The following is a 25,554-nucleotide window of genomic DNA, read 5'->3' as shown; positions in this document are numbered from 1 at the left end:
GCTGAGGTCAAGCCGGTTCGGGATAGGTCCAGGCCGCGCCGTCGCCCTTGGCCGCCGCGAACTGCGCATCGGCGAACGCCCAGTTGGGCAGGACGTCGAACCAGGCTTCCAGGAAGCCTTTACGGTTGTTCTGGTGGTCCAGATAGTAGGCGTGTTCCCAGACGTCGCAGACCAGCAGCGGGGTGACCCCGTTCTTGGTCAGGGTGTCGTCGGCGTCGTGGGTCGAGAGGATCACCAGCTTGCCGGCCTGGACGGCCAGCCAAACCCAGCCCGAACCGAAGTGACCGACGCCCTCGGCGACGAACTTCTCCTTCAGGCCGGACAGATCGCCAAACGCCTCGGCGATCGCGGCCGAAAGCTCGGCCGACGGGGCCGCCTGGTCGGCGCTCATGCAGTCCCAGAAGAACGCGTGGTTCCAGGCCTGGGCGGCGTTGTTGAACACCTTGCCGGGACCGGCCTCGCGGATGACCGCTTCCAGAGGACGCTTGTCGCCCTCCAGCAGCAGCCCGTTCAAGGCGTTCACATAGGCCGCATGGTGCTTGTCGTGATGGAAATGAAGCGTGTTTGCCGAGATCGTCGGTTCCAGGGCTTCATAGGCATAGGGCAGGTCGGGGAGTTTGAACATGATCGCTCCAGAGCAAGACGCCCCCGGGAGATGAGAGGAGGGGCGCGGAAAACCAAGGGGGGGCAGCCGTGGGCGACTAGCGCGGCAGCGGCTTCTGGGAGTCGAACAGCGCCTTGGCGACGATCGCCGCCAGGGCGGGGTTGCGGAAAGCAATCAAGCCCGCAGCCAAGCCGGCGCCGATCGTGAGGATCGGCCGCGCCTTGACCATCTCCAGCGCCTTCTCGGCGAAGAACAGCGCGTCCGGGGCCGGGGCCGACGACAGCCCAACCCCGACCTCCGCCTTGCGCGCCGCCAGCAGCCCGGCGATCCCGACGACCAGCGCGGCGACTGCGGCGACGATCGCGGCCCCGCCCGCCGCGCCCAGGTGAGGCTGGATCACGGCGTACAGGGCGAAGGCGGCGGCCACGACGCTCACAGCAGCGGCTGCGGCGATCGCCGCAGCCGCTGCCAGGGTGGTCAGGGTCTTTTCGAAGATCACTTGTTGTGGCCGCTACGATTTCCGGCCAGCAGAAGGCCCAGCAAGACGCCGACGCCGAGGCCGGCCAGGGTAGCGGTGATCGGACGCTCGCGAACCCGCTCGCTGACATAGCGACCGGCTTCATCGACCTGTTGGCCGGCGGTGTCGGTATAGGTGCGGGTCTGGGCGCGCAGGGTCTCGAGGCCCTGGGTCAGCGAATGCTCGATGCGCTTGGCGGCGTCGGTCAGGTTGGCCTTGGTGTCGGTGAAGTGGCTCTTGGCCGCAGCGGCGGCTTCGCCGAAGCTGCGTTCGGCGTGGTCGAGAGCGGCGCCGGCGCTCGACGAGGCCTTGTTGGCCTCCTTGATCGCGGGGTTCAGGCTGTTGTCGGACATGGGAGGTCTCCGGTTTCGCGGCTCGGGCTTCGGGGCGGACAGCGGCAAAGCTGCGCCCGCAAAACGCAAAGCCAGGGCGACAAGTTCCATTCTAGCGCCAAGGCTGAAGCTTCACCACATACGATCAGCGAGGCACGAGATTTATCGATCTCGCGCATCACGCGAACCCGGTCTATGGTCGATTCATGGACGATGCGGGCGGATCGCTGGCAGATGATCAAGAGGCGCAGCGACTGCGCGCCCTCGACGCCCTTCGCGCCATCGACGGCGATCCCTTCGACCCCCGGTTCGACCGGATCGTCCGCCTGGCCTTACGCCTGTTCAACGCCCCCAAGGCGGCGATCCGCCTGATCGGAAAGGACCGCGTCTGGCTGAAGGCCAGGATCGGCTTCCAGGATGGAGAAGAGGCCCGCCCCGCCACCCTCACCGAACGCCTGCGCGACTGCGGTGTCATCGCGCATGGCGACATCGCCGCAGTTCCCGACCAGACGATCCGTCCCTTCGCCGCCGACAGCCGGTTTTTTGCCTGCGCTCCGCTCACCGATCCCTCGGGCCAAGTGGTTGGCCTGCTGACCGTCGAGGATCCCCAACCTCGCGACGCGATCGACAATGGCCTGGTCGAGGCCCTGGCCGAGCTGGCGGCCCTGGCCATGGAAGAGCTGCTGCACGACGCTGAGACCGCCCGCAATATCGCCGAGCGCGCGCTCGACAGCGAGCGGATCGCCCTGGCTCTGGGCGCGGCCAATCTCGGCGAGTTCGAATGGGATATGAACGCCCATGTCATGCAGATCAGCCCCCGCATGGCGCGAATCATGGACACCCCGGTCGGCGATCGGGCCGCCCTGACCAGCCAGACGCTTTACGACTTCATCCATCCGGACGACCGCACTGCGGCGCGCGCCAGAGTCGAAGAGCAGTTGAGGGCTGGCGGCCGCTACGAGGTGGAATTCCGGCGGTTCGTGTCGCCCGCCGACCGCACGGTGTGGATCCGCGCCGCCGGGGTGCGGGTTCTTGACGGCGAGGACACCCCCATCCGCCATATCGGGGTGGTGCAGGATATCACCGCCCGCCGCGACGCAGACGATCAGCGCGAGAACCTGCTGACCGAGTTGGACCACCGCATCAAGAACCTGCTGGCGGCCGTGCAATCGGTGGCCGGCCAGTCGGCGCGCAAGGCCTCGTCGCTGGACGGGTTCCTCAAGGCCTTCACCGGCCGGCTAAAGGCGATGAGCTCGGCCCACGACCTGCTCAGCGCCGCCCGCTGGCGCGGCGCCACTCTGGCGCGGATCGCCGCCGCCGAGCTGGGAGGCCTCGCCCCCAACCAGACCCGCTGGGACGGTCCGGAGATGTTTCTGACCCCTCGCGCCGCGGCGGCCCTGTCGCTGACCCTGCATGAACTGGCGGTCAACGCCGTCAAGTTCGGTTCGCTGTCGACCGAGGCCGGCCGGGTCGAGGTGGTCTGGCGCGCCGCGCCGGGCGGCGGTTTCAATCTGGAATGGCTGGAGACGGGCGGCCCCCTGACCTCGCCGCCCGCCACCCGGGGCTTCGGCGCGACCCTGATCGAGGACGTCGTCGGCCGCGAGCTGAAGGGCCGCGCGACCATCGAATACCGCCGCAGCGGCGTCACGGCCATGATACACGCCGCCGCCGACGCCTTGGTCGATACCCCCGAGCCCGAGCCCGTCGCGCCGCAAGCCGAGCGAATCGTCGAGACCTTCCGCAGCGGCGAGGACACCTTCAAGGCCGGCGACATCGCGGGGCTCAAGGTGCTGATCGTCGAGGATTCGCTGCTGCTGGCCATGGAGCTGGAGGCGGGGCTGGAGGATTCCGGGGTCGAGGTGGTGGGCTGCGCGTCCGAGCTGTCGGAGGCCCTGCAGATGCTGGAGCTGACCTTCGACGCCGCCGTGCTCGACGCCGACCTGAACGGCAAGTCCGTGGCGCCTGTCGCCGAGGTTCTGCGCCGCGAGGGCCGGCCCTTCGTGTTCGCCACCGGTTATGCCGACAAGGCCGCGCCCATGGGCTTCGACGCCCCGATCGTTCGCAAGCCCTACAATGTCCACCAGATCGCGCGGGCCCTGGCTTCGGTGACGGGACGGGGGTGAAAGCCCAATTCCTGCCCCTGCGGGGGAGGACTTCAGATCACTCCCCGCGCCCGCAGCCCCGCGATCGCTTCCACCGACAGCCCCGCCACTTCGGCCAGCACCGCGTCCGTATGCTCGCCCAAGCCTGGCCCCGGCCAACGCACGCCGCCCGGCGTTTCCGACAGCTTCGGGAAGGCGTTCTGCATCTTGACGGTCCCGAACACCGGGTGGGCCACCTCGACGATCGACTCGCGGGCGATGAACTGCGGATCCTTCAGCATGTCGGGCGCGCGATAGACCCGGCCAACCGCCAGTCCGGCCTCCTCCAGCAGCGGCAACAAGGTCTCGATGTCGTGCTCGACCGTCCAGCCGGCGATGGTGGCGTCGAGCTGGACCTGGTTCGCGCCGCGCGCCGCGTGGTCGCGATAGCGCGCGTCGATCGCCAGCTCCGGCCGGCCCATGGCGTCGCACAGGCGCTTGAACAGGCTGTCCTGGTTGGCGCCGATCAGGATCAGTTCGCCGCTGCGCGTGGGATAGACGTTGGACGGGGCGATGCCGGGCAGGATGGCGCCGGACCGCTCGCGGACATAGCCTGACAGGTCATATTCGGTGATCAGGTTCTCCATCACCGTCAGCACGCTTTCATAGATCGCCGCATCCACCACCTGGCCTCGGCCCGTGGCGTGACGCGCGTGTATGGCTAGCATCACGCCCAGCGCCGCGTTGAGGCCCGCCAGGCTGTCGCCGATCGAGATGCCCGCCCGGGCCGGCGGGCGGTCGGGCTCGCCGGTGATGTGGCGCAGGCCGCCCATGGCCTCGCCGATCAGCGCGTAGCCCGCGCGGTGCGCATAGGGGCCGGTCTGGCCGAACCCCGAGACCCGAGCCATCACCAGGCCAGGATTGGTCTTGGCCAGGACGTCATAGCCCATGCCCCACTTCTCCAGCGTGCCGGGGCGGAAGTTCTCGACAACGACGTCGGCCGTATTGATCAGGGCGCGAGCCACGTCGCGGCCTTCGGGCGTGCGCAGATCCAGCGTCACGGACTTTTTGTTGCGGCCGATCACCGGCCACCAAGGCGAATGACCCTTGGGCTTGGTTCGGCCCCACTGGCGCATCGGATCGCCGACGCCCGGGTCTTCCAGCTTGATGACCTCGGCGCCGAAGTCGCCCAGCACCTGGCCGCAGAACGGCCCAGCGATCAGCGAACCCATCTCGATCACCCGAAGCTCGTCCAGAGGCGCCTTGGCCATGTTCTTCGTTCCCTCGACCATCACGGAACCATCACGGCCACGTGAAGTTGTATTGCCACGACGGCGCGGCGCGGCGCCTGAGCGATCAACGTTCTAGAAAAACGCGCAGGGAAAGAAAGCCATGACTCGCAAGCTTCTCATCGTTGGCGCCGCCTTCGCCGCCCTCAGCCTCGCCGCGTGCGGCCCCAAGGCCGACGACACCAAGGGCGCCGCGACGCCGGCCGAACAGGCCGCGACTCCGGACGCCAACCCGGCGGCCACTGTTCCGACCCCGTCGGACGAGACCAAGGCCGCCACCTTCGTCGCCAAGGCCGCCGCCACCGACATGTACGAAGTCGAAGCGTCCAAGGTCGTCGCCAAACGCTCGACCAACGCCGAGGTGAAGAAATTCGCCATGATGATGGAAAAGGCTCACACCAAGACTACGGCTGATCTGAAGGCCGCCATCGCCGCCTCCGGCGCGATGATCACCCCGCCGACCGCCTTGCCCGCCGATCTGCAGGACAAGCTGGACGACTTGAACAAGTCCAGCGACGGCGACTTTGACAAGACCTATGCCGACGATCAGGTCGATGTGCATCAAGCAGCCCTGAACCTAATGCAACGCTACGCCCAAGACGGCGACACCGCGGCCATCAAGGCCTTCGCCGCCGCCACGGCCCCTGCCGTTCAGGAACATCTGAACATGGCCGAAGGCCTGAAGAACGGCTTCGACAAGGCCAAATAGAACGGTTCAAGGAATCGCGTAGGCGACCGTCGCCTTGGCGCAGGCTCGCTCGCGCGATTCCGACCAGATCAGGACATCGGCCGTCGCGATGCGGCGGCCGAGCTTGAGCAGGGCTCCTTCCGCGTAGAGATCCCCCGGCTTGGCGCCGCGCAGGAAGTGGATGGTGAGAGACGTGGTCACCGCCATCGCCACCTCGCCGATATGGGCCAGCACCAGGGCGTAGCCCGCCGTGTCGGCCATGGCCATCTGGGTCGGCCCCGAAATCAGGCCGCCCGGCCGCAGCGCCCGGGTGGCGAACGCCTGACGCATCAGCACCCGCCCCGGCTCCGCCTCGACCACCTCCGGCAGATGCGCCCCGGCCTCGGGAAAAGCCTTGGCCAGGAAGGCGTTCAGAGCCGCCGCATCGAGCTTCAGCGCCGCCTCGCTCATTTCATATCGACCTTGATGACATTGTCATCACCGTTGCGGTCGATGACCACGTTGTAGGGATCCACCCCCGCCACCTTGGGGGCGACCTTGGTGACGAAGGTCAGGGTCTGGGTTCCTGAACGGATGGTCCGCCGCTCCATGGCGATCACCTTGTCGGGACCAAAGCCCTTCTTGCCCGGCTCCAGCGAGAACAGGCCGATGTCCATGGGCTCGCTCATTGGCGCCGCCTGTTCCCGACCGTGGCCCTCGGCATAGAGCTTTTTCGCGTCGATCATCAGAGTGACGTCGAACTGGCCGTCGGCACGCTTGCGGGCGCTGGCCGAGGTGGTCTTCAGGTCATACAGCGTGATCTTCTCGAACAGGTCGGTGATCAGAGCCTGCTTGTCGGCGGGGGCGTGGCGACGCAGGGCGGCCACCAGTTCTAGGGTGGTTGGGTAAGGCGGGCCCTTGAAGGCATAGCCGGTCAGCATCTCGCGCAGAGCGGCGTTGACGTTGTCCTCGCCGATCTCGTTGGCCAGCCGGTACATGACCAGCGAGCCCTTGTTGTAATAGATGTAGGGCTGCTCCTCGACGCGCTCGAGCGGCAGTTCCTCGATCACCTCGCCGCCCCGCGCCCGCAAATAGCGGTCCAGTTCATACTTCAGGAACTTGCGGATCATCGGCTCGCCGTAGGTCTTCTTCATGACCATCAGGGCCGAGTACTGGGCCAGGGTCTCGGCCAGAGCCGGCCCGCCCTGCTGGTCGGCGCCGATCAGCTGGTGGGCCCACCATTGGTGGGCGATCTCGTGCGCCCCGACATAGGTGACCATGTCGATCTTGGTCTGGTCCTGATACTTGGAGACAAAGCCGAGATTCTCCGACCACGGGATGGTGTTGGCGAACGACTGGGCGAAATTGCCATAGGCCGGGAACTCCAGATAACGCAGCTGGCGGAACTGGTAGGGGCTGAAATTAGCCTGGTCATAATCCAGCGACCGCTTCATCGAGTCCAGCATCCGCTCAACGTTCCAGGCATGGGCTGGGTCGTAATAGATCGACAGCTGCACACCCTTGTAGGGCTCGGTGCGCACCGCGTAGCGCGCCGACTGGATCGAGAAGAAGTGCAGGATCGGAGCCTCGGTCACGAACCGGGCTGTCCGCCGGTCGCCGGCTTTGGTCACCGGACCCGTCAGCTTGGCGCTTTCATGCCAGATACTCTCTGAGACCTTGTAGCCCGGCGCGATCGGCGTCTGATCGGCGTCGGTGGTGACGGTGATGTCGGCGGTCACCCAATCGCTATCACGACGCAGGCCGTTGAAGGCGCGCGAGGGACCATCGCCCAGCTTGGCCATGCGAAGCTCGGCCGGCAGACCGTATTTGCGGCGCTTGGTGCGATCCTTCAAAAGGCCTGCGCGGTCCATGCCCAGGGTCGGGGCCAGGCCCTGATCGTTGATGAAGGTCCCGTTGTCGACCATGCCTGTGTCGGCCCCGCTATTGGGGAAACCCAGCTGGACGCGTGCGGTGCTGAACGACATCGAGCGACGCTCGCCCGGCTGCATCGGCGTGTCGAAGGCGAAAATCCGGTAGTTAAAGCGTTCGAAGGTCTTTTTCGGCCGAGCCCCCTCGATCGACAGGGCCAGCACCTTCAGGTCGCGATCGAAGCGGATGTGGATTTCGCGCAGCGGCTTGTCGGTGCGGTTCTCGATCTCGTAGACACCCTTGGTGTCGATGCGCGGCATGCCAGGCCGAATGCTGACATCGAGAGTCACCGCGATGATCTTCGGCTGCGGCGTGTTCTCGAACGGCAGCAGGGCCTTTTCGTAGTCGGCCTGCCAGCGCTCGTTGCCGAGGCTGGTGCGGTACGGATTCCAGATATTGGTGTTCAGGTAGATGAACCCGCCCAGGCCTACGAACACCAGCAGGGCGCCGCCGGCGATCAGGCCGGGCCGCCCCATCAGCCGACGCGGCAAGGCCGCCAGGCGAGGCCGCAACCGGGTCTCGGTCCCTCGCCGCCAAAGGACATGGCTCAGCACCAGCAGTAGCACCGCGCAGGCCGCCCAGTAGAGCCGGAACCACCAGGCCCCCACCCAGAACCGGCTCAGTCCATTGAAGTCCGAGATCGGGACCATGGGCGCGCTGGCATAGAGATAAAGGTTGTGTTCCAGACCCCAGCTGGACGCCACGATCGTGCCGATGATGTAGAGCACCATCAGGCCCCAGCCGACGAACTTGTGCGGCGAGATGACTTGCAGGAACACCGCCAGCACGGCCACCAGCAAACAGTCGACAGTCTGCGGCAGCACCCACCAGACCAGGTAGTTTCCCAGTTCCAGATGGGTGTAGCCCTTGGCCAGCTGCATGCCGATCGACACCGCGACGCTGATCAGGAAGGTCGAGGTCAGGACCAAGGCGATGGCCAGGGTCTTGGGGGCCACGAAGGCCCAATCGGGGATCGGCGTGGCGTCGATCAGTTCGTGCGTCTTGCGATCCTGCTCGCGCCAGACCAGTTCGCCGGCATAGAAGGCGGCGATGATCATGGTCATGAATGGGAAGATGCCGTTCATGGCGCCGATCATGATCCGGGTGACCGGATAGACCGCCCCGCCATAGAGGCTGTCGTCCGTCGCGTACCAGAGATTGACCAGGGCCAGCACGGCGGCCAGGCCGACCAGGACCAGATAGGCGGGGCTCAGGAAAACCTGCTGGGCGTCCAGGCGGGCGCGAACCCACAGCTGCGTCCAGCGTGAGATCGCGTCGAAACGCGGCGGGGCATGGACCGTGGTTGTCGTGGGCGGTTGGACCTCCGCTTGGCTCTTGTCGCGCCGCCCTGTCGCGCCCTCGGTCTTGCGCGTGTCGAACAGCCAGTAGCCGGCCGCGAGAATGGCCAGGGCGAGCGCTGTCCACAGCAGGCGGTTGGCCAGCAGATAGCCCGTGAGCGGCGGGGTCAGGGTGTTGCGCTCGGCCGCCGTCCAGTAGAGCGTCGCCAGTCGGAAGGCGCCGCCGCCGAACGGGTCGAACAGGGCGGCGATCCGTTCCAGGCCGGGCTGGCGAAGGAATACGCCGCCCATGAACTGCAGGGCCATGAAGGCGATGACGCCGACATAGGTCCACATCATCGATCGCGTCACCGTGGTCAGGGCGAAGAAGATCGCCGAGGTCAGGAAGATCGCCGGCAAAGCCAGGGCCAGGTAGGCGAAGGCGTAGTGGCCGATCACGAAGGAGCCGAGGGTCTCCGGATCGACCCATGGCATCAGCGTGCCCAGAAGCATGCCGGCTGGAACCGCCAGGAAGGACAGGGCGGCGGCCGCGAAGGCGCCGGTAAACCGGCCATAGAGGTAGTCGAACTTCGACAGGCGCGTGGATCGAAGGATACCCGCAAAGCCGGTGTCGTCGTCGCGCACCACGATATTGGCCACGAAGGCCGTCGTGACGAACATGAAGACGAGGGCGAAGAACAGGTTACCGCCGGCGATCGCCGTCGCGGCGTTCTTGTGGACGTTGCCCGAGGATCCGATGTTGATATTGCTGGACGCCACCGTTCCAAACGCCATCAGGAAGAAGATGAATGTTCCCACCCAGAATACCGGCTGGCGCGCCTGGTAGCGGAACTCGAAGGCGGCGACTTTTCCGAACATGCCCACGCCCTTAGGCTGCTCGCCGGGTATTGGAGAGGGTGGAGAAGTAAACGTCTTCCAGACCGCCCTCCACCTGGGCGAAGCCCGCGCCGGGGTCTTGGTCGGCCAGGACGTGGATCACGGTGCGGCCGCCCAGCAGGCGGGTGGAAATGACCTGATACCGATCCTTGGCGGCTTCGAGGTCGGCCTTGTCGATGGTCTTGCGCCAGATCCGGCCGGCCAGTTGGGCCATCAACTCGGAGGGCGCGCCCTCGCGCACGATGCGGCCTTCGCAGATGATCGCCATGGCCGGGCAGAGGTCCGACACGTCCTCGACGATGTGGGTCGACAGGATCACCACCACGTTCTCGCCGATCTCGGACAGCAGGTTGAGGAAGCGGTTGCGCTCCTCCGGGTCGAGGCCGGCGGTCGGCTCGTCGACGATGATCAGGCGCGGATCGCCGATCAGGGCCTGGGCGATGCCGAAGCGCTGGCGCATGCCCCCGGAGAAGCCGGCGATGGCCTTCTTGCGCACGGTCCACAGATTGACCTGGTTCAGCAGGCTCTCGACGACGTCCTTGCGCTCCTTGGCGCCGGAAATGCCCTTGAGCACCGCCATGTGGTCGAGCATGTCGTAGGCGGAAACCCGGGGATAGACGCCAAAATCCTGAGGCAGATAGCCCAGTGTCCGCCGCAGCAGGTCAGGCGACTTGAGCACGTCGATGTCGCCGAAGCGGATGTGGCCGGAGGTCGGGGCCTGCAGGGTGGCGACGGTGCGCATCAGGGTCGACTTGCCCGCACCGTTCGGGCCAAGCAGGCCGTACATGCCGCGCGGGATCGTCAGGCTGACCTCGTCGAGGGCTTTCACGCCATTGGCGTAGACGTGGGTCAGGTTCTCGATGATCAGCATCGTTGGTCCAAGGTCCCTGCGATTCCGGGTCTGTCGGGTTTTCGCCACAATTGTCTCACCCGTCATGACTCGTCGTCGCCTGTCGGGGCAAGTGAAAGAACGTCTAGACGCGGGACTTGGGTAGGATGTTTCAGGAACATGTCCTGCGGAAGGCTTTTCACGGCGGCGGTCTTTTGGCGACGCGGGTTTGAGGTTAATCAGACGGCATGACCCACTTCGCCTTTCCCCCGCCCGCCCCGCCCACGGTCCCGGTCGAAGGGAGCGACGCGGTCTTTCCCGTAAGGCGCATTCTCTGCGTCGGCCGCAACTATGCCGCCCACCGGCGCGAGATGGGCGGCGACGACCGCGACCCGCCGTTCTTCTTCGCCAAACCCGCCGACGCGGTCGTGGTGCTGACAGCGCCAGGCAAGGTTCCCTACCCGCCAGCAACCCACGACCTGCACCACGAGATCGAACTGGTGGTGGCCCTGAAGTCGGGCGGCGCCAACATTGCTGTCGAGGCGGCGATGGACCATGTGTTCGGCTACGCGGTCGGCGTCGACCTGACCCGCCGCGACCTGCAGGCCGCCGCCAAGGCCAAGGGCCAGCCGTGGGACGCCGCCAAGGGCTTCGACGCCAGCGCCCCGATCACCGCCATCCGCCCGATCGACCAGGCCAGCGTCGACGGCGCCATCCGCCTGTCGGTCAACGGCCAGGAGCGCCAGCTCGGCCAGATCGCCGACATGATCTGGACCATCCCGGAAGTGATCGCCGAGGCCTCCAAACTTTGGACCCTGATGGCCGGCGACCTGATCTTCACCGGCACCCCCGAGGGCGTCGCCGCCATCGGGCGGGGCGACACGGTGACGGGCGAGGTCGAGGGCGTGGGCCAGCTTATCTTCACGGTAGTCTGAGGCGGCGCATGAAACTCACCCTGCACAGCGCCTGGCGGGCCAGCGCGCCCTATCGCGTTCGGATTGGCTTGAACCTCAAGGGGCTCGCCTATGAGGTCGCCCCCGTCGATTTGGTCCACAGCCAGCACCACGAAGCCGCCTATGTCGCGCTCAACGCCCAGCGGCTTTTGCCGACGCTCGAAGTGGACGGCAGGGCTCTGACCCAAAGCCTGGCGATCCTGGAATGGCTGGACGAGACGGTTCCCGAGCCTCGCCTGCTGCCTGCCGACCCGTTCGACCGCGCCGTGGTCCGCGCCATGGCCGAGATCGTCGCTTGCGACATCCATCCATTGAACAACCTGCGCATCCTGCGGGCCCTGACCGGACTGGGCGTCGAGGAGCCGGCGCGTAACGCCTGGGCCACGCGCTGGATCACCGACGGCTTCACCGCGCTGGAGCCCATGGTGGCCAAACATGGCCGAGGCTTCGCCTTTGGCGATGCGCCCGGCCTGGCCGATTGCTGCCTGGTTCCGCAGATCTATAACGCCGAACGCTTCAAGGTGGACCTGACGCCGTTTCCAGCGATCCGCGCCGTCGCCGCGCGGGCCGCCGAGCATCCGACCATCGCCGCCGCCCATCCCAACCTCCAGCCGGACGCCCTCCATGCTTGAAGACCTCAAGAACAACAATCTGGTCTGGTCGCTGCGCAAGACCGAGGCCGACCCGCAGTTCTTCAAGCGACTGGAAGGCCAGCAGAGCCCGGAATATCTGTGGATCGGCTGCAGCGACAGCCGCGTGCCGGCCAACGACATCGTCGGGCTGGACCCGGGCGAGCTGTTCGTCCACCGCAACGTCGCCAACCTAGCCCCGCCGCAGGATGCGAACTATCTCAGCGTGCTTCAGTTCGCGGTCGATGTGCTCAAGGTCAAGCACGTGATGGTCGTGGGCCACTATGGCTGCGGCGGCGTGGCGGCGGCGATCGACGGCCAGCGGCGTGGCCTGGTCGATCACTGGCTGCACCCGATCCGCGAGGTTCACGCCGAGCACAAGCACGAGCTCGCCGCCCTGCCGACGCAGAAGGACAAGCTCAACCGCCTGTGCGAGCTGAACGTCATCCGCCAGGTCCGCAACGTCGCCTCCGACGTCTTCGTCCACGACGCCTGGGCGCGCGGCCAACCCGTGTCGGTGCACGGCTGGGTCTATTCCCTGGCCAACGGCCTGGTGAACGACCTCGATGTCGGGATTTCCAGCCTGGAGGATTACGAGCGGGTGGCCAGCGGGCCGTGTTGATCGCCTCGTTAGATCAGGCGTGCAGGAACACGTAGGCATATAGCGGCACACAGAGGACCAGCAGCGTCCGCCCGGTCATCACCAGGCGCGACAACTTGCGATCGTTGAAGCTGTTGTGCCGTCCGCTGAACAGGAAGGGCATCGTTTTCCACGGGAAGTTTGACGAGACGCCGGCCCACAGGGATCTAGCCAGCGAGCCGGGATTCTCCAGGCGCTCAAGCCTGGACATCACCAGCACCAGCGTGATCCCGTAGACCATCCCGACCAGCCAGGCGACGAAGAAGATCGGCAACATCGTGTGGCCGACGTCGCCCTGATGCAAATCGAAGCGGAACGGCGTGGTCCCCGCCGTGCGGGTGAACATCAACGGCGGCTGGTCGCCCGGGTGGCCACGCTTGGCGCATTCGGACCCGAGGTGTTCATTGCGCGTCGGGCCAGGCCAGATGGCCGACATCGGCATCATGTCGCAAAGGTTCAGCGACGAGACGAGGGGCCGGCGCAGATCGGCGTAGGCCTGGCCGGGCAGGCTGCCGATCCAGGCCTCGACGGCGTTGACGTCCTCGACCTTGCAGACGAAGCCGACCCGGTTGATGGCGCTTTCGACCTCGCGAACCCGGTCGGCCAGCCGGTCGGGGTCGGTGTCCATTAAGGTCACCGTCGGCGTGAAATAGCCGATCGAGGCGTAGTCGCCACCGAGGATGACCAACGCCGCATCGGCGTCCATCGACTTGGCCGCCGCGTCGGGATCCTCCAGGACCGAGGGCTCCCGGGTGATGGCCTCCTTCAGCAGCGCCATGACGCCCTTGCGCTTGGCGAACCAGCGCTTGCGGACTGTGGTCACCGCCTTGAGGGCGTCTTCTCTTGTCGAGGGGCAGGAAGCGGCACACCCAGCGGTCGTTTTGCCCAGCTCGTTCAGGCGGTCCAGCAAGCCCGGCGAGGAGGTCGCCGGATAGGCGCGCACCGAGGTGGTTCGCACATAGCCGCCGCCCAGGCGCGGCACGAGGTCCCCCTGGAAATCGTCGTCCGTCAGGAAGGCGTCAAGATTAGGCCGGGGTCTCCGGCGCCTTAACGTAGTGGCGCTTGGTGGAGATGCGCTGGATAGGGTTCGGTCGCGCGCCGACGAAGGGCGCGCCCGTCGTCAGGCGTCCAGGTAGGGCCGTTGGCGGATGTGCCGCCCGAGGGCGTCGAAGAAGTAGGGGTCGCGCTTGTTGAGCCAGTGGCAGGCTCCGTGGATGGCCAGGCCGATCGGGATGCTGATCAGGGGAACCTGGAGGCCCAGCGCCAGGACGGCCGTCAGAGTGCCGTTCAGCACAGCGATCATTTGCGGAACGCCCGCGATCGTCACCGGCTCCGAAAGGGAGCTGTGGAAGGCGATCTCCAAACCCTCGATTTCCGACTGCGCCACCTCAGAACGCCGCTCCGGCGGTGGGGTTGAAGAAGGTGCTGACGAAGGTCGTGGCGGTGAAGGCGATGGCGATGATGCCGACAGCCTTGGCGACGGGACCGCAGAGCGACTGCATCACCGTGGTGAGCGGGCCCTCCAATGGCATGGCGGTGCCGCCACCAGCCGCTCCAGCTGGGGTGGCCAGAAACAGGCCGACACTGGCGGCGAGCATCACGGCATGGGCGGCTCGACCGAAACGAAGCGGCGCGGACGAGACATTTCGGATCGGATTCATGGGTGGGGTCTCCCGATGCCGACGCCCGCGAATGCCGGGCTACCCACGACTGAAACCCAAGGAAGTCTAGCTCAAACACTCTTTTTATCTAAAAAGTGCGTTCAGTGCGTTTTGCACAGTCCTGCCCGCTCCTGGCCCTCGAGCGTCACGGCGCGAGGGGAGGGACCATAGCGTTCACGTAGTAGGATGGCCTAACGGTGGCGAACCTCCGGCTTCCCCGGGCTGAGCGCCCAGTCTTTCTTGGGAATCGACAAGGTGCAGGCGTGACCGACCGAAGCCATAAGCGGACCAGCGACCGCCCGTCGCGGGGGCGCTCGTTCCGTGAAGTCGACTCTCATTGTCCTGCTCAGCGCCCTGTCTCTATCAGCCTGCGTGAGCTACGCGCCCGCGCCGGTGGAGCCGTCGGCCTTGGCAGTGGAGGCTCGGACCCGAACTCTGAATCTGGGGCAGGTTCGCGACAAGGTGGCGTCAATCGCTCCCGACGCGACCTGGAGCGGCCCCCGCCTGGATCGTCTGGCGCTCTTCGCGAGCGCGCTGCTCAATAACCCTGACATCGCCGCTTCGAGCGCGGGCGTCGACAGCGCCCTGGCAGCGGCCAAGGCGTCTCGCGTCGGCCCGGCCGCGACGTTCACGCTGAGCGCCGAGTACGCCCGCAGCGCGGCCGAAAGTTCCCCCTGGCTGCTCGGTGGGGCGCTCGACGTCCCCCTCGACCTGGGCGCCCGCCGCCAGGCCCGGCTAACCAGCTTCGATCTCGCCGTCGATATCGCGCGTTACGACCAGGCCGACAGAATCTGGTCGGTCCGCATGGCCGTCCGACGGGCGTTAGCCGATTACTTCATCGCGGAACGCCAGGCCGTCGCCTACGAGCGCGTAGCCCAGGTGCGGGCGCGCCAGCTGGCGGCGATGGAGAATCGGGTCAACGCGGGGGAAGCGTCGCGCGCCGAACTGGAGCGCGTCCGCGCTGATGGGGCCGACGCCGTTCGTCGCGCCGCCGACGCCAACAGCAATGCTCGCGCCGCCATCAAGTCACTTGCCGCCGCTTTGGGCGTACCATTCGAGGCCCTGAACGGGCTCGCCCTAACCTGGGCGGGTTTCGATGAGCCAACTGATGATCCCGGCGCGCGGGTGACGGACGATTCTCGCGTCGGGGCCATCCTGTCCCGGGCTGACGTGCTCAAGGCGGTAGCCGCCTATGATCAGGCCGAAGCCGACCTTCGCGCGGAGGTCGCACGCCAATACCCGGCGATCAGTATTGCGCCCGGCTACACCTGGGAGCGCGGTCTGGTGAAAATCCCAGTGTCCGTTGGTCTGGTATTGCCGCCCCTCGACCTCAATCGCGGCGCCATCGCGACCGCGCAGGCCAAGCGGACAGAAGCCGGACGGAAGCTGGAGGCCGTTGTGTCCACATCGCAGGCGGCCATCGACGCGGGATTGGCCGAGACCCACGCCGCGCGCGAGGCGCTCACTCGCGTGAGGCGGGTCGAACTCGTCGCTGCGGCCCGCCTTGCCGCCCAGGCAGATCGCGAATTGGCGCAGGGGGCCATCGACCGCACGGATTGGGCCGCCGCTCAGGCCGGCGCCCTTCTCGCCCGCATCTCCGAACTTGACGCTCTGGCCCGTGTGCACGCCGCCGACGCCAGTCTTGAAGACGCTCTTCGCGGACCCTTGGAAGGACCCGAGACGATGATCGTGAACACCGCCTCGAGGAGCCGCCCATGAGCCGTTACACCGCCGCCGGCTGGGCTGCCGTAGGCGCCGCGACGGCAGCGCTGGCGATTTTCGGCGCATCGGCGCATCGCACGGCGCCAAGCGCCTCGGTGGAGGAAGGAGTTGGGGGGACCGCGTCCCTGGCCACCCTCGTCGATGGCGAGGTTCGGCTCAGCGCCGCGCAACAGGAGCGGGCGGGCTTGCGCGTGGCGCCCTTAGCGGCCGGAGGCGCGCCACAGATCAAGCAGGGTTTCGCGCGAGGACTGGATGTCAGCACCCTCGCCGCGATCAATGCTGAAATTGCCACAGCGCGCGCGGCCGCCGTTGCCTCCAAGGCCGAGGCGCGCCGCGTTGTCGCTCTGGCCGCACAGGATCAGAGCGCGTCGGCGCGGGCGGTAGAAGCCGCCCGCGCCCAGGCCGCCGCCGATGCGGCGCGGACAGATCTCGCCGAACGCCGCGTCGGACTCGAATTCGGCGCGGGGCTGGCGCGACTGGATCTGGCCGCCCGTCAAAGGCTGCTGGGCGAGATCTCGGCCGGAAAGGCTGCCCTGGTGCGGATCGATGTCCCCGGCGCATCGTCGAGGGACGGCTCGCGGGTGATCGTCGCCGACGGCGGCATCACCGCTTCCGTCAGTGTGCTCGGTCCGGCGGCGGCGGCGGACCCCCGGCTGCAAAGCGCCGGCCTGCTGGCCATCGTCCGCGGTCCGATGGCACGGTCCGCCACAGTCGGGCGCGTGCTGGCCGCGAGCCTGGAACAGTCTTCCACAGAGTCCGGGGTCATCGTTCCTCGGGAAGCCCTGGTGCGATGGCGCGATGCCGTATGGGCCTACCGTCGCACGGCCCCGGGTGTGTTTGTCCGACGTGAGCTGGTGGACGCCCGTCCGATCGCGAGCGGCTGGTTCGTCACAACGGGCTTTTCCCCCGGCGACGTGGTCGCGGTGGGCGGCGGCGCGGGAACACTGCTCGCCATCGAACGCGGCGGCGAGCAGCCCGGCGAGAAAGACTAGCCAATGCTTTCGCTCATTGTCAGGGTCTGCCTGCGCCATCCCGGCATCGTGCTGCTGTGCGCCTTGCTGTTGCTCGGGTTCGGTGGCGCGACCGTCGTCTCGGCGCGCTATGATGTCTTTCCGGAGTTCGTCCCGCCCCAGGCGAGCGTCCAGACCGAGGCGACCGGCCTCACCCCCGAACAGGTCGAGGCCCTGGTCACCCGGCCGCTGGAGACCGTCATCAACGGCGCAAACGGCGTCGCTGCGGTCCGCTCGGAATCCATCCAGGGCCTGTCCGTGATCACCGTCATCTTCGTCGAGGGCAGCGATCCGTTTCGCGCACGCCAGGTCGTTGCGGAAGCCTTGAGCGAGGCGGCGGGTCGCCTGCCGGCCGGCGTCTCCGCCCCCAAGCTCAGCCCGCTTACCTCCTCGACCATGGATCTCCTGAAGATCGGCTTCACCAGCGACCGGTTGAGCCCGATGGCCTTGCGAGACCTCGTCCAGTGGACCGTGCGGCCACGGATGCTAGCCACACCTGGGGTCGCCCGAGCCACGATCTTCGGCGGCGACCAACGTCGGTTGGAGGTCCGCGTGCGGCCGACCGATCTGATCGCCCGAAACATCGCGCTCTCCGAAGTCGCGACCGCCGTCCAGGCCAGCACCCTGGTCCGCGGCGGCGGGTTCGCCGAAACACCCAGCCAGCGCATCCTGGTCGAACCCACCAACGGGGCGGTCACGGCCAAGTCCCTTTCAGGCGCACTTCTGCCCGCCGCCTCGGGCCTGCCGGTGAGATTGGGCGATGTCGCTGATGTCGTGGAAGCCCCGGCGCCGAAGTTTGGCGACGCCTTGATCATGGGGCGGGGCGGCGTGCTGATCGCGCTTTCGAGCCAGTATGGGGCCAACACGCTCGACGCGACGCGCGCTGCGGAGGCGACGCTGGCCGAGCTGCGACCCGCCCTGGAGGCGCAGGGCGTCAAGATCTACCCGAGCCTCCACAGGCCAGCGAACTTCATCGACTCTGCGCTGCGCGGCATCCGCACCGACTTGCTGATCGGGGCGGGCATGATCGGCCTGATCCTGTTGGTCTTCCTGCGAGATCTGAGGGTCGCATTCATCGCGTTTGTCTCCATCCCCCTTTCACTTCTCGCCGCGCTGATCGTGCTCGACCGGATGGGTCAGACCATCAACACCATGACCTTGGGCGGTCTGGCCGTGGCGCTCGGCGTGGTCATCGACGACGCCATCGTCGGGGTTGAGAACATCGTGCGCCGCCTTCGCGAGGACCGTTCGGAGTCCGACAGGTTAGGGATTATCGAGGCGGCATCGGTCGAGGTGCGAGCTCCGGTCGTCTATGCGACCTATGTCCTGGCGCTGACCATCGCACCCATCCTCTTCCTGACCGGCCTGCAGGGCGCGTTTTTCGGGCCACTTGCCTTCGCGTTCCTGTTGGCGACCCTGGCCTCCCTGGCGGTGGCCATCACCGTGACGCCCGCGCTGTCGCTGCTGCTCCTGCGTCGCGTCCGGCTGCATGGCGAACCGGGTTACCTAAGAAAACTGAAGAGCCTTCACGCTCGGGTCCTGGAGCCGATCTGCGCACGACCCCGCCTGGTCGTGGCCGGCGCCGCGCTAGTCGGGGTTCTGGCGTTAGGAGCCTTTTTGGTCTTTGGCTCTGAACTGCTGCCCACGTTTCGCGAGCGGCACTACGTGCTGCAGGTCAACGGGCCCGCCGGCGCGTCGATGGGATGGATGCGCGACCTTGGCGGTCGCATCACCAAGGACTTGTTGGCGATCCCCGAGGTGGCGACGGTCGAACAGCAGATCGGCCGCGCCGAGGCTGGAGAGGACACCTTTCCCCCGCACCGCAGCGAGTTCCATGTTGAGCTACGTCCCCTCGGCGGAGCCGGCGAGGACCGGGTTCTGGCGCGCATCCGAGAGGTTCTGGCGCAATATCCCGGTGTCCAGAGCGAGGCCCTGACCTTCCTGGGCGACCGCATCAGCGAATCCCTGTCCGGGGAGACGGCGAAGGTTGCGGTCAATGTCTATGGACCCGACCTCGACGTTCTCGATCGGGTCGCCGCCGATGTGGCTCGCGCCCTGCAATCGGTTCCCGGCGCGGCAGACGTCCAGGTGAAGGCCCAGCCCGGCGCCCCGACCCTGAAGATCGTTCTCGACCCGGATCGCATGGCGCTTCGCGGCGTGGCTCCGACCGATGCCTATGACGCCATCGAAACGGCCTTCCAGGGCCGCACCGTGGCGCAAGTCACCGGCGCCGATCGCATCACCGAGGTGGCCATCGTCCTCCCACCGGAGTTGCAGCGTGATCCGGAAGGCGTCGGAGCCTTGCTGGTGCGCACGGCGGACGGTGCGACGACCCCGTTGTCGGATGTCGCCACCATTCGCCTGGGCGAAGGACGCACCGTCATCAATCACGACGGCGGTCAACGCCGGCAGGTGGTTACCGCCAACCCGACCCAGGCCGATGTCTCCGGCTTTGTGCGCGACGCGCGCGCCCAGGTCGCGCGCACCGTCACCCTGCCGCCGGGTGTCTTCCTCGAATACACCGGTGTGGCCCAAGGCCAGGCTGCGGCGGCCCGCCAGATCCTGGTCAATGTCGCCGCAGCGTCGATCGGCATCACCGCGCTCCTCGTGCTGGCCTTCGGCGGCGGTCGGCCCGCCGGATTGATCCTTGCGGGGACACCGTTTGCTCTGGCTGGCGGCGTCGCCGCCGTGGCCTTGACCGGCGGCGTGCTCTCGCTGGGTGCTTTGGTCGGTTTCGTCACGCTGTTCGGAATCGCCGCCCGCAATGCCATTCTCCTTATCTCCCACGTCGATCACCTGGTGAGCGAAGAGGGCCAGCTCTGGGGATTGGCGACGGTTCTGCGCGCGACCCAGGAACGCGTGACACCAATCCTGATGACCGCCTTGGTCACTGGACTTGGCCTGGCGCCCCTAGCGCTCGAGGCGGGCCAATCCGGACGCGAGGTGCAGGGTCCCATGGCTGCGGTGATCCTCGGCGGATTAATCACTTCGACCCTGATGAGCCTGCTGCTGCTCCCGGCGCTCGTTCTCGCCTATCGTTATCCGCGGGGACCAACCCACGAGAGATCACGCAATGCGCCTGCTGCTGATCGAGGATGATGCTGAGACGGCCGCCTTCGTCTTCGAGGGCCTCAGCCTGCGTGGCCACGCCGTCGAGACGGTAATGGACGGCCAGGCCGGGCTGGCCACGGCGATGGCCGGTGGCTTCGACGTGATGATCATCGATCGGATGCTTCCCAGCCTGGACGGGCTGTCGGTCGCCAGGGCCCTGCGCGACGCCGGGATTGAAAAGCCCATTTTGATCCTGACGGCGCTGGGCTCGGTCGAGGATCGGGTCGCTGGCCTGGAAGGGGGGGGCGACGATTATCTGGTCAAGCCGTTCTCGATGCCGGAACTGATCGCGCGCGTTGACGCCCTTGGCCGCAGAAGCGCATCCGGTTCGCCCACCCGGTTGTCCATCGCCGATTTGACGCTCGACCGTCTGACGCGGGAGGTCCGGCGGGCCGGTGAGATGATTGACCTGCAGCATCGTGAGTTCCAACTGCTCGAAGCCTTGATGCTGCAGACGCCCAATGTGGTGACCCGCATCATGCTGCTGGAAGGCGTTTGGAAAATTCGCTTCGATCCGGGCACCAGCCTGGTGGAAAGCCACGTCAGCCGCCTTCGGGCCAAGATCGATCGCGCGGGAAGCCCGATGCTGATCCACACCGTGCGAGGAGAAGGCTATGCCGCTCGCGCGCCTTAGCCAGCTCTGGCGCTCGACCAGCTTTCGGATTTCCCTCATCCACGCCGCACTACTGGCCGCTGCAATCATCGGTGCGGTAAGCGGAGGCTGGATCGCGACCCGAGGCGCGGCCGAGCGCGAAGCCCATGATCGCATAGCCCTGGAGGTCCACGCCGTCACGCTTGAGATCCAGGCAGAGGGTCTGAAGGCCGCCGGCGACGCAGTGATGGCGCGTGCAGAACGACCCGGCGCGCTGGAATACCGTCTGGTTGATTCCGCCGGCCGTCATGTCGCGGGCGACTTGAGCGACCTGGGACCCAAGGAGGGTTGGAGGCGCCTCGACTTTGATGGATCCGCGCCCGGACTTGAGGGCAAGGACCGCCTTCTTATCCTGACCCAGCGCCTGCCAGATGGCGCGCGGCTCACGGTCGGAGAGGGCCTTGGGAGAGCCGAAGCGCTTCGCGATACGCTCTTTCGGACCCTGCTGTTGTGGGGCGGTTTGGCATTGGCCCTGGGGCTGGCGGCAGGGCTCTATCTGACACACCGAGCGCTTGAACGCATGAACGCCCTGGTTCGCACTGTGCGCGCTGTCGCCGACGGCAACCTGGCGGCCCGTGCATCCGACGCGAGACCTGAAGGCGATGACATTGGTCAGCTAGCCACGGGCGTCAATCAGATGCTCGATCGCATCGACGTCCTGGTGGCCGCCGTGCGCCGGGTTTCTGCCGATGTCGCCCATGATCTTCGAACCCCCTTGTCGCATGTCCGCCAGCGGCTCGACACGGCCACGACTGCCGCGACGCCAGAACTCCGAAACGCCGCCCTTCAGTCGGCCAAAGACGGCATCGACAGGGCCATGCGGATGTTCGACGCGATGCTTCGCCTGGCGGAGATTGACGCCGGCGCGGCGCGGGCGCGTTTCGCGACCGTCGACCTGGCGGATCTGACCGATCGTGTGGCCGACGCGTACCGAGCCGAGTTGGAGGCGTCGGGACGGACTCTGCTCGTCCAAGTCGCGGGGTCCTTGGTCGTCGAGGGTGACGCCGACCTCCTCACTCAGGCGTTGGCCAATCTGCTGGAGAACGTCTTGAAGCATTCCCGCGCGGGCGCCGCAGTGCAGGTGCGCCTCGTTGAGAAGCGGGAAGGGATCCAACTCAGCGTCGAGGATGACGGACCCGGTATCCCACCCGAGATGTTCGAGGTGGCGGTCCGCCCGTTCTCCCGGCTAGATCCTGCCCGCGCAGCGCCGGGCACAGGTCTTGGCTTGGCGATCGCCGCCGGCGTGGCTCGTCTGCACGGCGGGCGGCTGCTGCTTGAAGACGCACGGCCGGGATTGCGCGTAACCATGCTGCTGGCCAAGGGCCTCATGCTTTCGCAAGACGCCGCCTTTCGAGCCGCCGATGGAAACTGACAAGACCAAGGCATCCTGGCGCTCCGGCATCTCGGCTGTTCCAAGAGGGGTCTGGGCGCTCGGCCTGGTATCGATGTTCATGGATATCTCTTCAGAGATGATCCACAGCCTGCTGCCGGTGTTCCTCGTCGGAACCCTGGGCGCCAGCGTTGCTCTGGTCGGTGTCATTGAAGGCGTCGCCGAGGCCACGGCTTCGATCACCAAAATCTTCTCCGGTTGGCTGAGCGACCGGCTCGGTAAGCGCAAGCTTCTGGCCGTCATAGGCTACGGCCTCGGAGCACTGAGCAAGCCCATCTTTCCCTTGGCAGCGACCCTGCTGGAGGTGTTCGGCGCCCGTTTCGCAGACCGGATCGGCAAGGGCGTACGGGGCGCGCCCCGCGATGCGCTCGTCGCCGATCTGTCGCCTCCTTCCGTTCGCGGCGCCGCCTTTGGCGTTCGCCAGTCGCTCGACACCATCGGCGCGTTTACGGGCCCGCTGGTGGCGATGGCGCTGATGCTGGTGCTCGCCGGGAATATTCGCGCAGTCTTTGCGTGGGCAGTCGTCCCGGCCATCGTTGCGGTTCTGTTGCTGGTGTTCGGCGTTAAAGAGCTGAGAGCTTCCGCTGGCGCACACGGCGCAGCGCGGCCGCCCATTCAGTGGGCCGAGGTGAGGGTTATTGGGCCGGCGTTCTGGGGCGTGGTCGCCTTGGGCGTCGTGTTCACAATGTCCCGGTTCAGTGAAGCCTTCCTGGTTCTTCGAGCACAGGATGCCGGTTTGCCGATCGCACTTGTCCCCGTCGTTATGGTGGTCATGAATGTCGTCTACTCGCTCGCAGCCGCGCCGGCGGGAAGCCTGTCCGACCGGATCGACCGGCGACGGGTCCTCGCTGCCGGCCTGGTCTGTCTGGTCCTCGCAGATCTATTCCTGGCGCTGGGCGACGATGTCGCCAGTGTGCTAGTTGGGGTGGCCCTGTGGGGCCTGCATATGGGCCTCACCCAAGGCCTGTTGGCGGCGCTCGTCGTCGACACGGCGCCGACCCATCTGAGGGGAACGGCGTTCGGTCTCTTCAACCTTGCGGGCGGCGTGACCATGCTCGCGGCGAACACATTGGCCGGGGCACTTTGGTCGGCCTATGGGTATCAAGCGACGTTTCTGAGCGGCGGACTATTTGCCGGCCTCACGCTCGTCGGCTTGGTGGTGATAATCCGCCGCCAGCGGAATAGGTATTCGCCGCACGGCTGACGTGCTGCCATCATCATGCTGTTAAATCAGAACATTTAGACGCAGGGAACGCTGCGCTACGTTCAGCCTCGAGTGAGGTTACGGGTTTGGTCGCCAGAGGAACTATGACCTTGCAAGACCGAGAAATCGCCAGGGGAGCGTCTCGCCGGCATGAAACGGGATGAAGTCTTCGGAGGCTTCCACAAGCTTGGCGGGCACATTCACCGGCCAACGTTCGAGAATGATTTTATCGCTGTTTGGAGCAAGGCCATAGAAGGCCGGTCCGTGCTCCGATGCAAACCCCTCAAGGCGATGCAGAACCCCTTCCTCCTCGAAAGTCATGGCGTAACTCTCGATCGCGAACGGGGCGTTGAAGATGCCGGCGCATCCGCACGCTGATTCCTTTTGCGTGATGGAGTGCGGCGCGGAGTCTGTGCCCAGGAAGAACTTCGGCGATCCTGATGTTGCCGCCCGCCGCAGCGCGAGGCGGTGCGACTCTCGCTTCGCCACAGGGAGGCAATAGTGATGGGGGCGGATGCCGCCCTCAAACATCGCGTTGCGGTTAATACGCAGGTGATGGGGTGTGATGGTCGCCGCAAGGTTTGGGCCACAGGCTTCCACGAACGTCACGGCGTCGGCCGTCGTGATGTGTTCGAAAACCACCTTGAGTGCGGGAAAATCCGTGATCAGCTTCGCTAGGATGCGGTCGATGAAGACAGCCTCACGGTCAAAAATGTCGACATGGCGATCTGTCACCTCGCCATGGATCAGCAACGGCATGCCGATCCGCTGCATGACATCAAGCACGCGGTGGATCTTTTGGATGTCCGTGACGCCGTGATCCGAATTGGTGGTGGCGTACGCAGGGTAGAGCTTGCAGGCGGTGAATACGCCATCTGCAAAGCCGCGTTCGATTTCGCCAGCGTCGATGGTGTCGGTGAGGTAGCAGGTCATCAACGGCTCGAAGGCCAGGCCCGGCTCAACAGCGGCGAGGATGCGGTCTCGATAGCCCTTCGCGGCCGCGACAGTCGTGACCGGCGGATTGAGATTGGGCATGACAATGGCCCGCGCAAACTGCCTGGCCGTGTAGTTCACGACGGAGGCGAGTATCGCGCCGTCGCGAAGATGGACATGCCAGTCATCGGGGCGCCGAAGCGTCAGGCGCGCAGGGGGAGCCGGATTTTCTTCGTTCATTGGCTTGTCCGAGATCGTCATTCGCATGTCCTTGATAGGCGTGGCCGAGGATCAGAAGGCAACTGAGGCTCAGTGCCGCCGTATTTTGTCAGCAACTGCGCGAGGAGCTCATTGGGGAACCGGCGGTTCCGAATAATGGCGTAGAAGCTCTCGGTGAGTTGCGGGATCCGGCAATGCTCGACCAGCACCCCGGATGCCAACTCGTCGCGCACAACGATAGGCGGCACGAGCGTCACGCCTTCGCGCTCGCGGGCGAGCAGCCGCAGCATCGCCATGTCATCGACTTCGGCCAGGATGATGGGGCGAACGCCCGCCAGATCCAGCAGGCGATCGAAGCCGACCCTGATGTCGCTGTCCAGGCTCGGAAGAAGGATGGGCTCGCTGCGTAGATCCTCCGGAAAGCGGAATGCCGGCTTCCCCGATCTCGGCCGGCCGACCAGACTGACCGGCTGCTCATTGAGAAGGTGATTTCGAAACGGCGCCCGGGCGTCGCGTTGCGCGGCGCTGTTGGAGAGGACCACATCGATGGCATGGGCTTCGAGTTGGGCGAGTAGGTCGCGCGTTGTGCCGGAGCGCACGATCAGTTCCACGTCGGCGCGGCCGACCAGAGGACGCAGAAACTCCAGCTGGAAGTTGCGCGACAGGGTCGTGAGCGCGCCCACCCGCAGAACATGTCGATTGGCCAGAGGCCTACCCTCGAGGGTGCTCATCAGCTCGTCTCCCGCCTGGAAGACGGTGTTGGCATAGTCGAGCGCGATCTGGCCGGCCTCGGTCAGGACGAGCCGCTTGCCCACGCGGTCGAATAGTGTGTGGCCCATCTGGCGTTCGAGCTTCTGGATCTGAACCGAAAGCGCCGACTGCGACAGATTCAGCCGTTCGGCCGCCCGGGTCAGGCTGCCTTCATGCGCGACGGCCCAGAAATAGCGCAAATGGTTGAAGTTCAGGTTGGCCATATCGTTCTATAAAACAGAACGAAAACACCGGCAC

The 25,554-nt window shown here is 66.3% G+C and carries 23 protein-coding genes; 11 read left to right on the top strand and 12 right to left on the bottom strand.

Features of this window, described 5'->3' with window-relative positions; translation table 11 throughout:
- Window positions 1-7: 7 nt before the first annotated feature.
- From ACP694_RS04385 to ACP694_RS04375, 3 genes are all read right to left on the bottom strand, one after another.
- Window positions 8-625 (bottom strand): superoxide dismutase, encoded by a 618-nt coding sequence (locus tag ACP694_RS04385; RefSeq protein ID WP_426010714.1) that lies wholly within the window; start codon window positions 623-625, stop codon window positions 8-10.
- A gap of 76 nt (window positions 626-701) precedes the next feature.
- Window positions 702-1,103 (bottom strand): hypothetical protein, encoded by a 402-nt coding sequence (locus tag ACP694_RS04380; protein ID WP_426010713.1) that lies wholly within the window; start codon window positions 1,101-1,103, stop codon window positions 702-704.
- On the bottom strand, window positions 1,100-1,474 hold the full coding sequence (locus ACP694_RS04375) for a hypothetical protein (protein ID WP_426010711.1): 375 nt from the start codon (window positions 1,472-1,474) through the stop codon (window positions 1,100-1,102). Before ACP694_RS04375 ends, ACP694_RS04380 begins: the two co-directional genes overlap by 4 nt.
- 185 nt (window positions 1,475-1,659) lie before the next feature.
- On the opposite strand from ACP694_RS04375, the gene ACP694_RS04370 reads away from it, so the two are divergent.
- Window positions 1,660-3,576, top strand: a complete 1,917-nt coding sequence (locus ACP694_RS04370) for an HWE histidine kinase domain-containing protein (RefSeq protein WP_426010710.1) — start codon at window positions 1,660-1,662, stop codon at window positions 3,574-3,576.
- A gap of 32 nt (window positions 3,577-3,608) precedes the next feature.
- Here ACP694_RS04370 and ACP694_RS04365 read toward each other — a convergent pair whose 3' ends face one another.
- The gene (locus ACP694_RS04365; protein WP_426010708.1) at window positions 3,609-4,805 is read right to left on the bottom strand and encodes a CaiB/BaiF CoA transferase family protein; all 1,197 of its coding nucleotides are present in this window, start codon (window positions 4,803-4,805) and stop codon (window positions 3,609-3,611) included.
- Between the two features lie 121 nt (window positions 4,806-4,926).
- On the opposite strand from ACP694_RS04365, the gene ACP694_RS04360 reads away from it, so the two are divergent.
- The gene (locus ACP694_RS04360) at window positions 4,927-5,532 is read left to right on the top strand and encodes a DUF4142 domain-containing protein (protein ID WP_426010706.1); all 606 of its coding nucleotides are present in this window, start codon (window positions 4,927-4,929) and stop codon (window positions 5,530-5,532) included.
- Window positions 5,533-5,538: 6 nt separating this feature from the next.
- On the opposite strand, the gene ACP694_RS04355 is transcribed toward ACP694_RS04360, so the two are convergent.
- The 3 genes from ACP694_RS04355 to ACP694_RS04345 are packed head-to-tail and all read right to left on the bottom strand — an operon-like array spanning window position 5,539 to window position 10,464.
- Window positions 5,539-5,961: a PaaI family thioesterase gene (locus tag ACP694_RS04355; protein WP_426010705.1), complete on the bottom strand. Its 423-nt coding sequence runs from the start codon at window positions 5,959-5,961 to the stop codon at window positions 5,539-5,541.
- The gene (locus ACP694_RS04350) at window positions 5,958-9,575 is read right to left on the bottom strand and encodes a M1 family aminopeptidase (RefSeq protein ID WP_426010704.1); all 3,618 of its coding nucleotides are present in this window, start codon (window positions 9,573-9,575) and stop codon (window positions 5,958-5,960) included. Before ACP694_RS04350 ends, ACP694_RS04355 begins: the two co-directional genes overlap by 4 nt.
- 10 nt (window positions 9,576-9,585) lie before the next feature.
- A complete protein-coding gene (locus ACP694_RS04345) occupies window positions 9,586-10,464 on the bottom strand; it encodes an ABC transporter ATP-binding protein (protein ID WP_426010702.1) in 879 nt (292 codons plus the stop codon).
- A 206-nt stretch (window positions 10,465-10,670) separates the two neighbouring features.
- Here ACP694_RS04345 and ACP694_RS04340 point away from each other — a divergent pair, with 206 nt between their 5' ends.
- The 3 genes from ACP694_RS04340 to ACP694_RS04330 are packed head-to-tail and all read left to right on the top strand — an operon-like array spanning window position 10,671 to window position 12,626.
- Window positions 10,671-11,357 carry a fumarylacetoacetate hydrolase family protein gene (locus ACP694_RS04340; RefSeq protein WP_426010701.1) on the top strand — a complete coding sequence of 229 codons (687 nt, stop codon included), beginning with the start codon at window positions 10,671-10,673 and terminating at the stop codon, window positions 11,355-11,357.
- 8 nt (window positions 11,358-11,365) lie between these two features.
- Window positions 11,366-12,007 (top strand): maleylacetoacetate isomerase, encoded by a 642-nt coding sequence (gene maiA, locus ACP694_RS04335; RefSeq protein ID WP_426010699.1) that lies wholly within the window; start codon window positions 11,366-11,368, stop codon window positions 12,005-12,007.
- Window positions 12,000-12,626 (top strand): carbonic anhydrase, encoded by a 627-nt coding sequence (locus ACP694_RS04330; protein ID WP_426010698.1) that lies wholly within the window; start codon window positions 12,000-12,002, stop codon window positions 12,624-12,626. The genes maiA and ACP694_RS04330 overlap by 8 nt, the downstream gene beginning before the upstream one ends.
- Window positions 12,627-12,639: 13 nt before the next feature.
- Here the strand turns inward: ACP694_RS04330 and ACP694_RS04325 are convergent, their stop codons facing one another.
- The 3 genes from ACP694_RS04325 to ACP694_RS04315 form a co-directional block, all read right to left on the bottom strand.
- On the bottom strand, window positions 12,640-13,626 hold the full coding sequence (locus tag ACP694_RS04325) for a hypothetical protein (RefSeq protein ID WP_426010696.1): 987 nt from the start codon (window positions 13,624-13,626) through the stop codon (window positions 12,640-12,642).
- 138 nt (window positions 13,627-13,764) lie between these two features.
- The gene (locus ACP694_RS04320) at window positions 13,765-14,031 is read right to left on the bottom strand and encodes a VirB3 family type IV secretion system protein (protein ID WP_426010694.1); all 267 of its coding nucleotides are present in this window, start codon (window positions 14,029-14,031) and stop codon (window positions 13,765-13,767) included.
- 1 nt (window position 14,032) lies between these two features.
- Window positions 14,033-14,305, bottom strand: coding sequence for a TrbC/VirB2 family protein (locus ACP694_RS04315; RefSeq protein WP_426010692.1), 273 nt, complete (start codon window positions 14,303-14,305; stop codon window positions 14,033-14,035).
- Between the two features lie 372 nt (window positions 14,306-14,677).
- Here ACP694_RS04315 and ACP694_RS04310 point away from each other — a divergent pair, with 372 nt between their 5' ends.
- From ACP694_RS04310 to ACP694_RS04285, 6 genes are read left to right on the top strand one after another with little or no spacing between them, the layout of a single operon-like run.
- A complete protein-coding gene (locus ACP694_RS04310) occupies window positions 14,678-16,024 on the top strand; it encodes a TolC family protein (RefSeq protein WP_426010690.1) in 1,347 nt (448 codons plus the stop codon).
- Complete coding sequence (locus ACP694_RS04305; protein WP_426010689.1) at window positions 16,021-17,019, top strand: hypothetical protein; 999 nt, start codon at window positions 16,021-16,023, stop codon at window positions 17,017-17,019. Before ACP694_RS04310 ends, ACP694_RS04305 begins: the two co-directional genes overlap by 4 nt.
- A gap of 3 nt (window positions 17,020-17,022) precedes the next feature.
- Window positions 17,023-20,136 carry an efflux RND transporter permease subunit gene (locus ACP694_RS04300; RefSeq protein ID WP_426010687.1) on the top strand — a complete coding sequence of 1,038 codons (3,114 nt, stop codon included), beginning with the start codon at window positions 17,023-17,025 and terminating at the stop codon, window positions 20,134-20,136.
- Entirely contained in the window at window positions 20,111-20,782 is a 672-nt protein-coding gene (locus ACP694_RS04295; protein WP_426010685.1) for a winged helix-turn-helix domain-containing protein, read from the top strand. Before ACP694_RS04300 ends, ACP694_RS04295 begins: the two co-directional genes overlap by 26 nt.
- Window positions 20,763-22,172, top strand: a complete 1,410-nt coding sequence (locus ACP694_RS04290) for a sensor histidine kinase (RefSeq protein ID WP_426010683.1) — start codon at window positions 20,763-20,765, stop codon at window positions 22,170-22,172. Before ACP694_RS04295 ends, ACP694_RS04290 begins: the two co-directional genes overlap by 20 nt.
- The gene (locus ACP694_RS04285; protein WP_426010682.1) at window positions 22,162-23,394 is read left to right on the top strand and encodes an MFS transporter; all 1,233 of its coding nucleotides are present in this window, start codon (window positions 22,162-22,164) and stop codon (window positions 23,392-23,394) included. Before ACP694_RS04290 ends, ACP694_RS04285 begins: the two co-directional genes overlap by 11 nt.
- Before the next feature lie 102 nt (window positions 23,395-23,496).
- Here the strand turns inward: ACP694_RS04285 and pyrC are convergent, their stop codons facing one another.
- A complete protein-coding gene (gene pyrC / locus ACP694_RS04280; RefSeq protein WP_426010681.1) occupies window positions 23,497-24,588 on the bottom strand; it encodes a dihydroorotase in 1,092 nt (363 codons plus the stop codon).
- On the bottom strand, window positions 24,585-25,520 hold the full coding sequence (locus ACP694_RS04275; protein WP_426010679.1) for a LysR family transcriptional regulator: 936 nt from the start codon (window positions 25,518-25,520) through the stop codon (window positions 24,585-24,587). The genes pyrC and ACP694_RS04275 overlap by 4 nt, the downstream gene beginning before the upstream one ends.
- Window positions 25,521-25,554: the final 34 nt, after the last annotated feature.

Origin of the sequence: Caulobacter sp. DWR2-3-1b2 (genome assembly GCF_049896345.1) — a bacterium.
Taxonomy (GTDB): Bacteria; Pseudomonadota; Alphaproteobacteria; order Caulobacterales; family Caulobacteraceae; genus Caulobacter.
The sequence above is the reverse complement of the archived record's forward strand: the minus strand, read 5'-3'. Positions and strand labels throughout refer to the sequence as shown.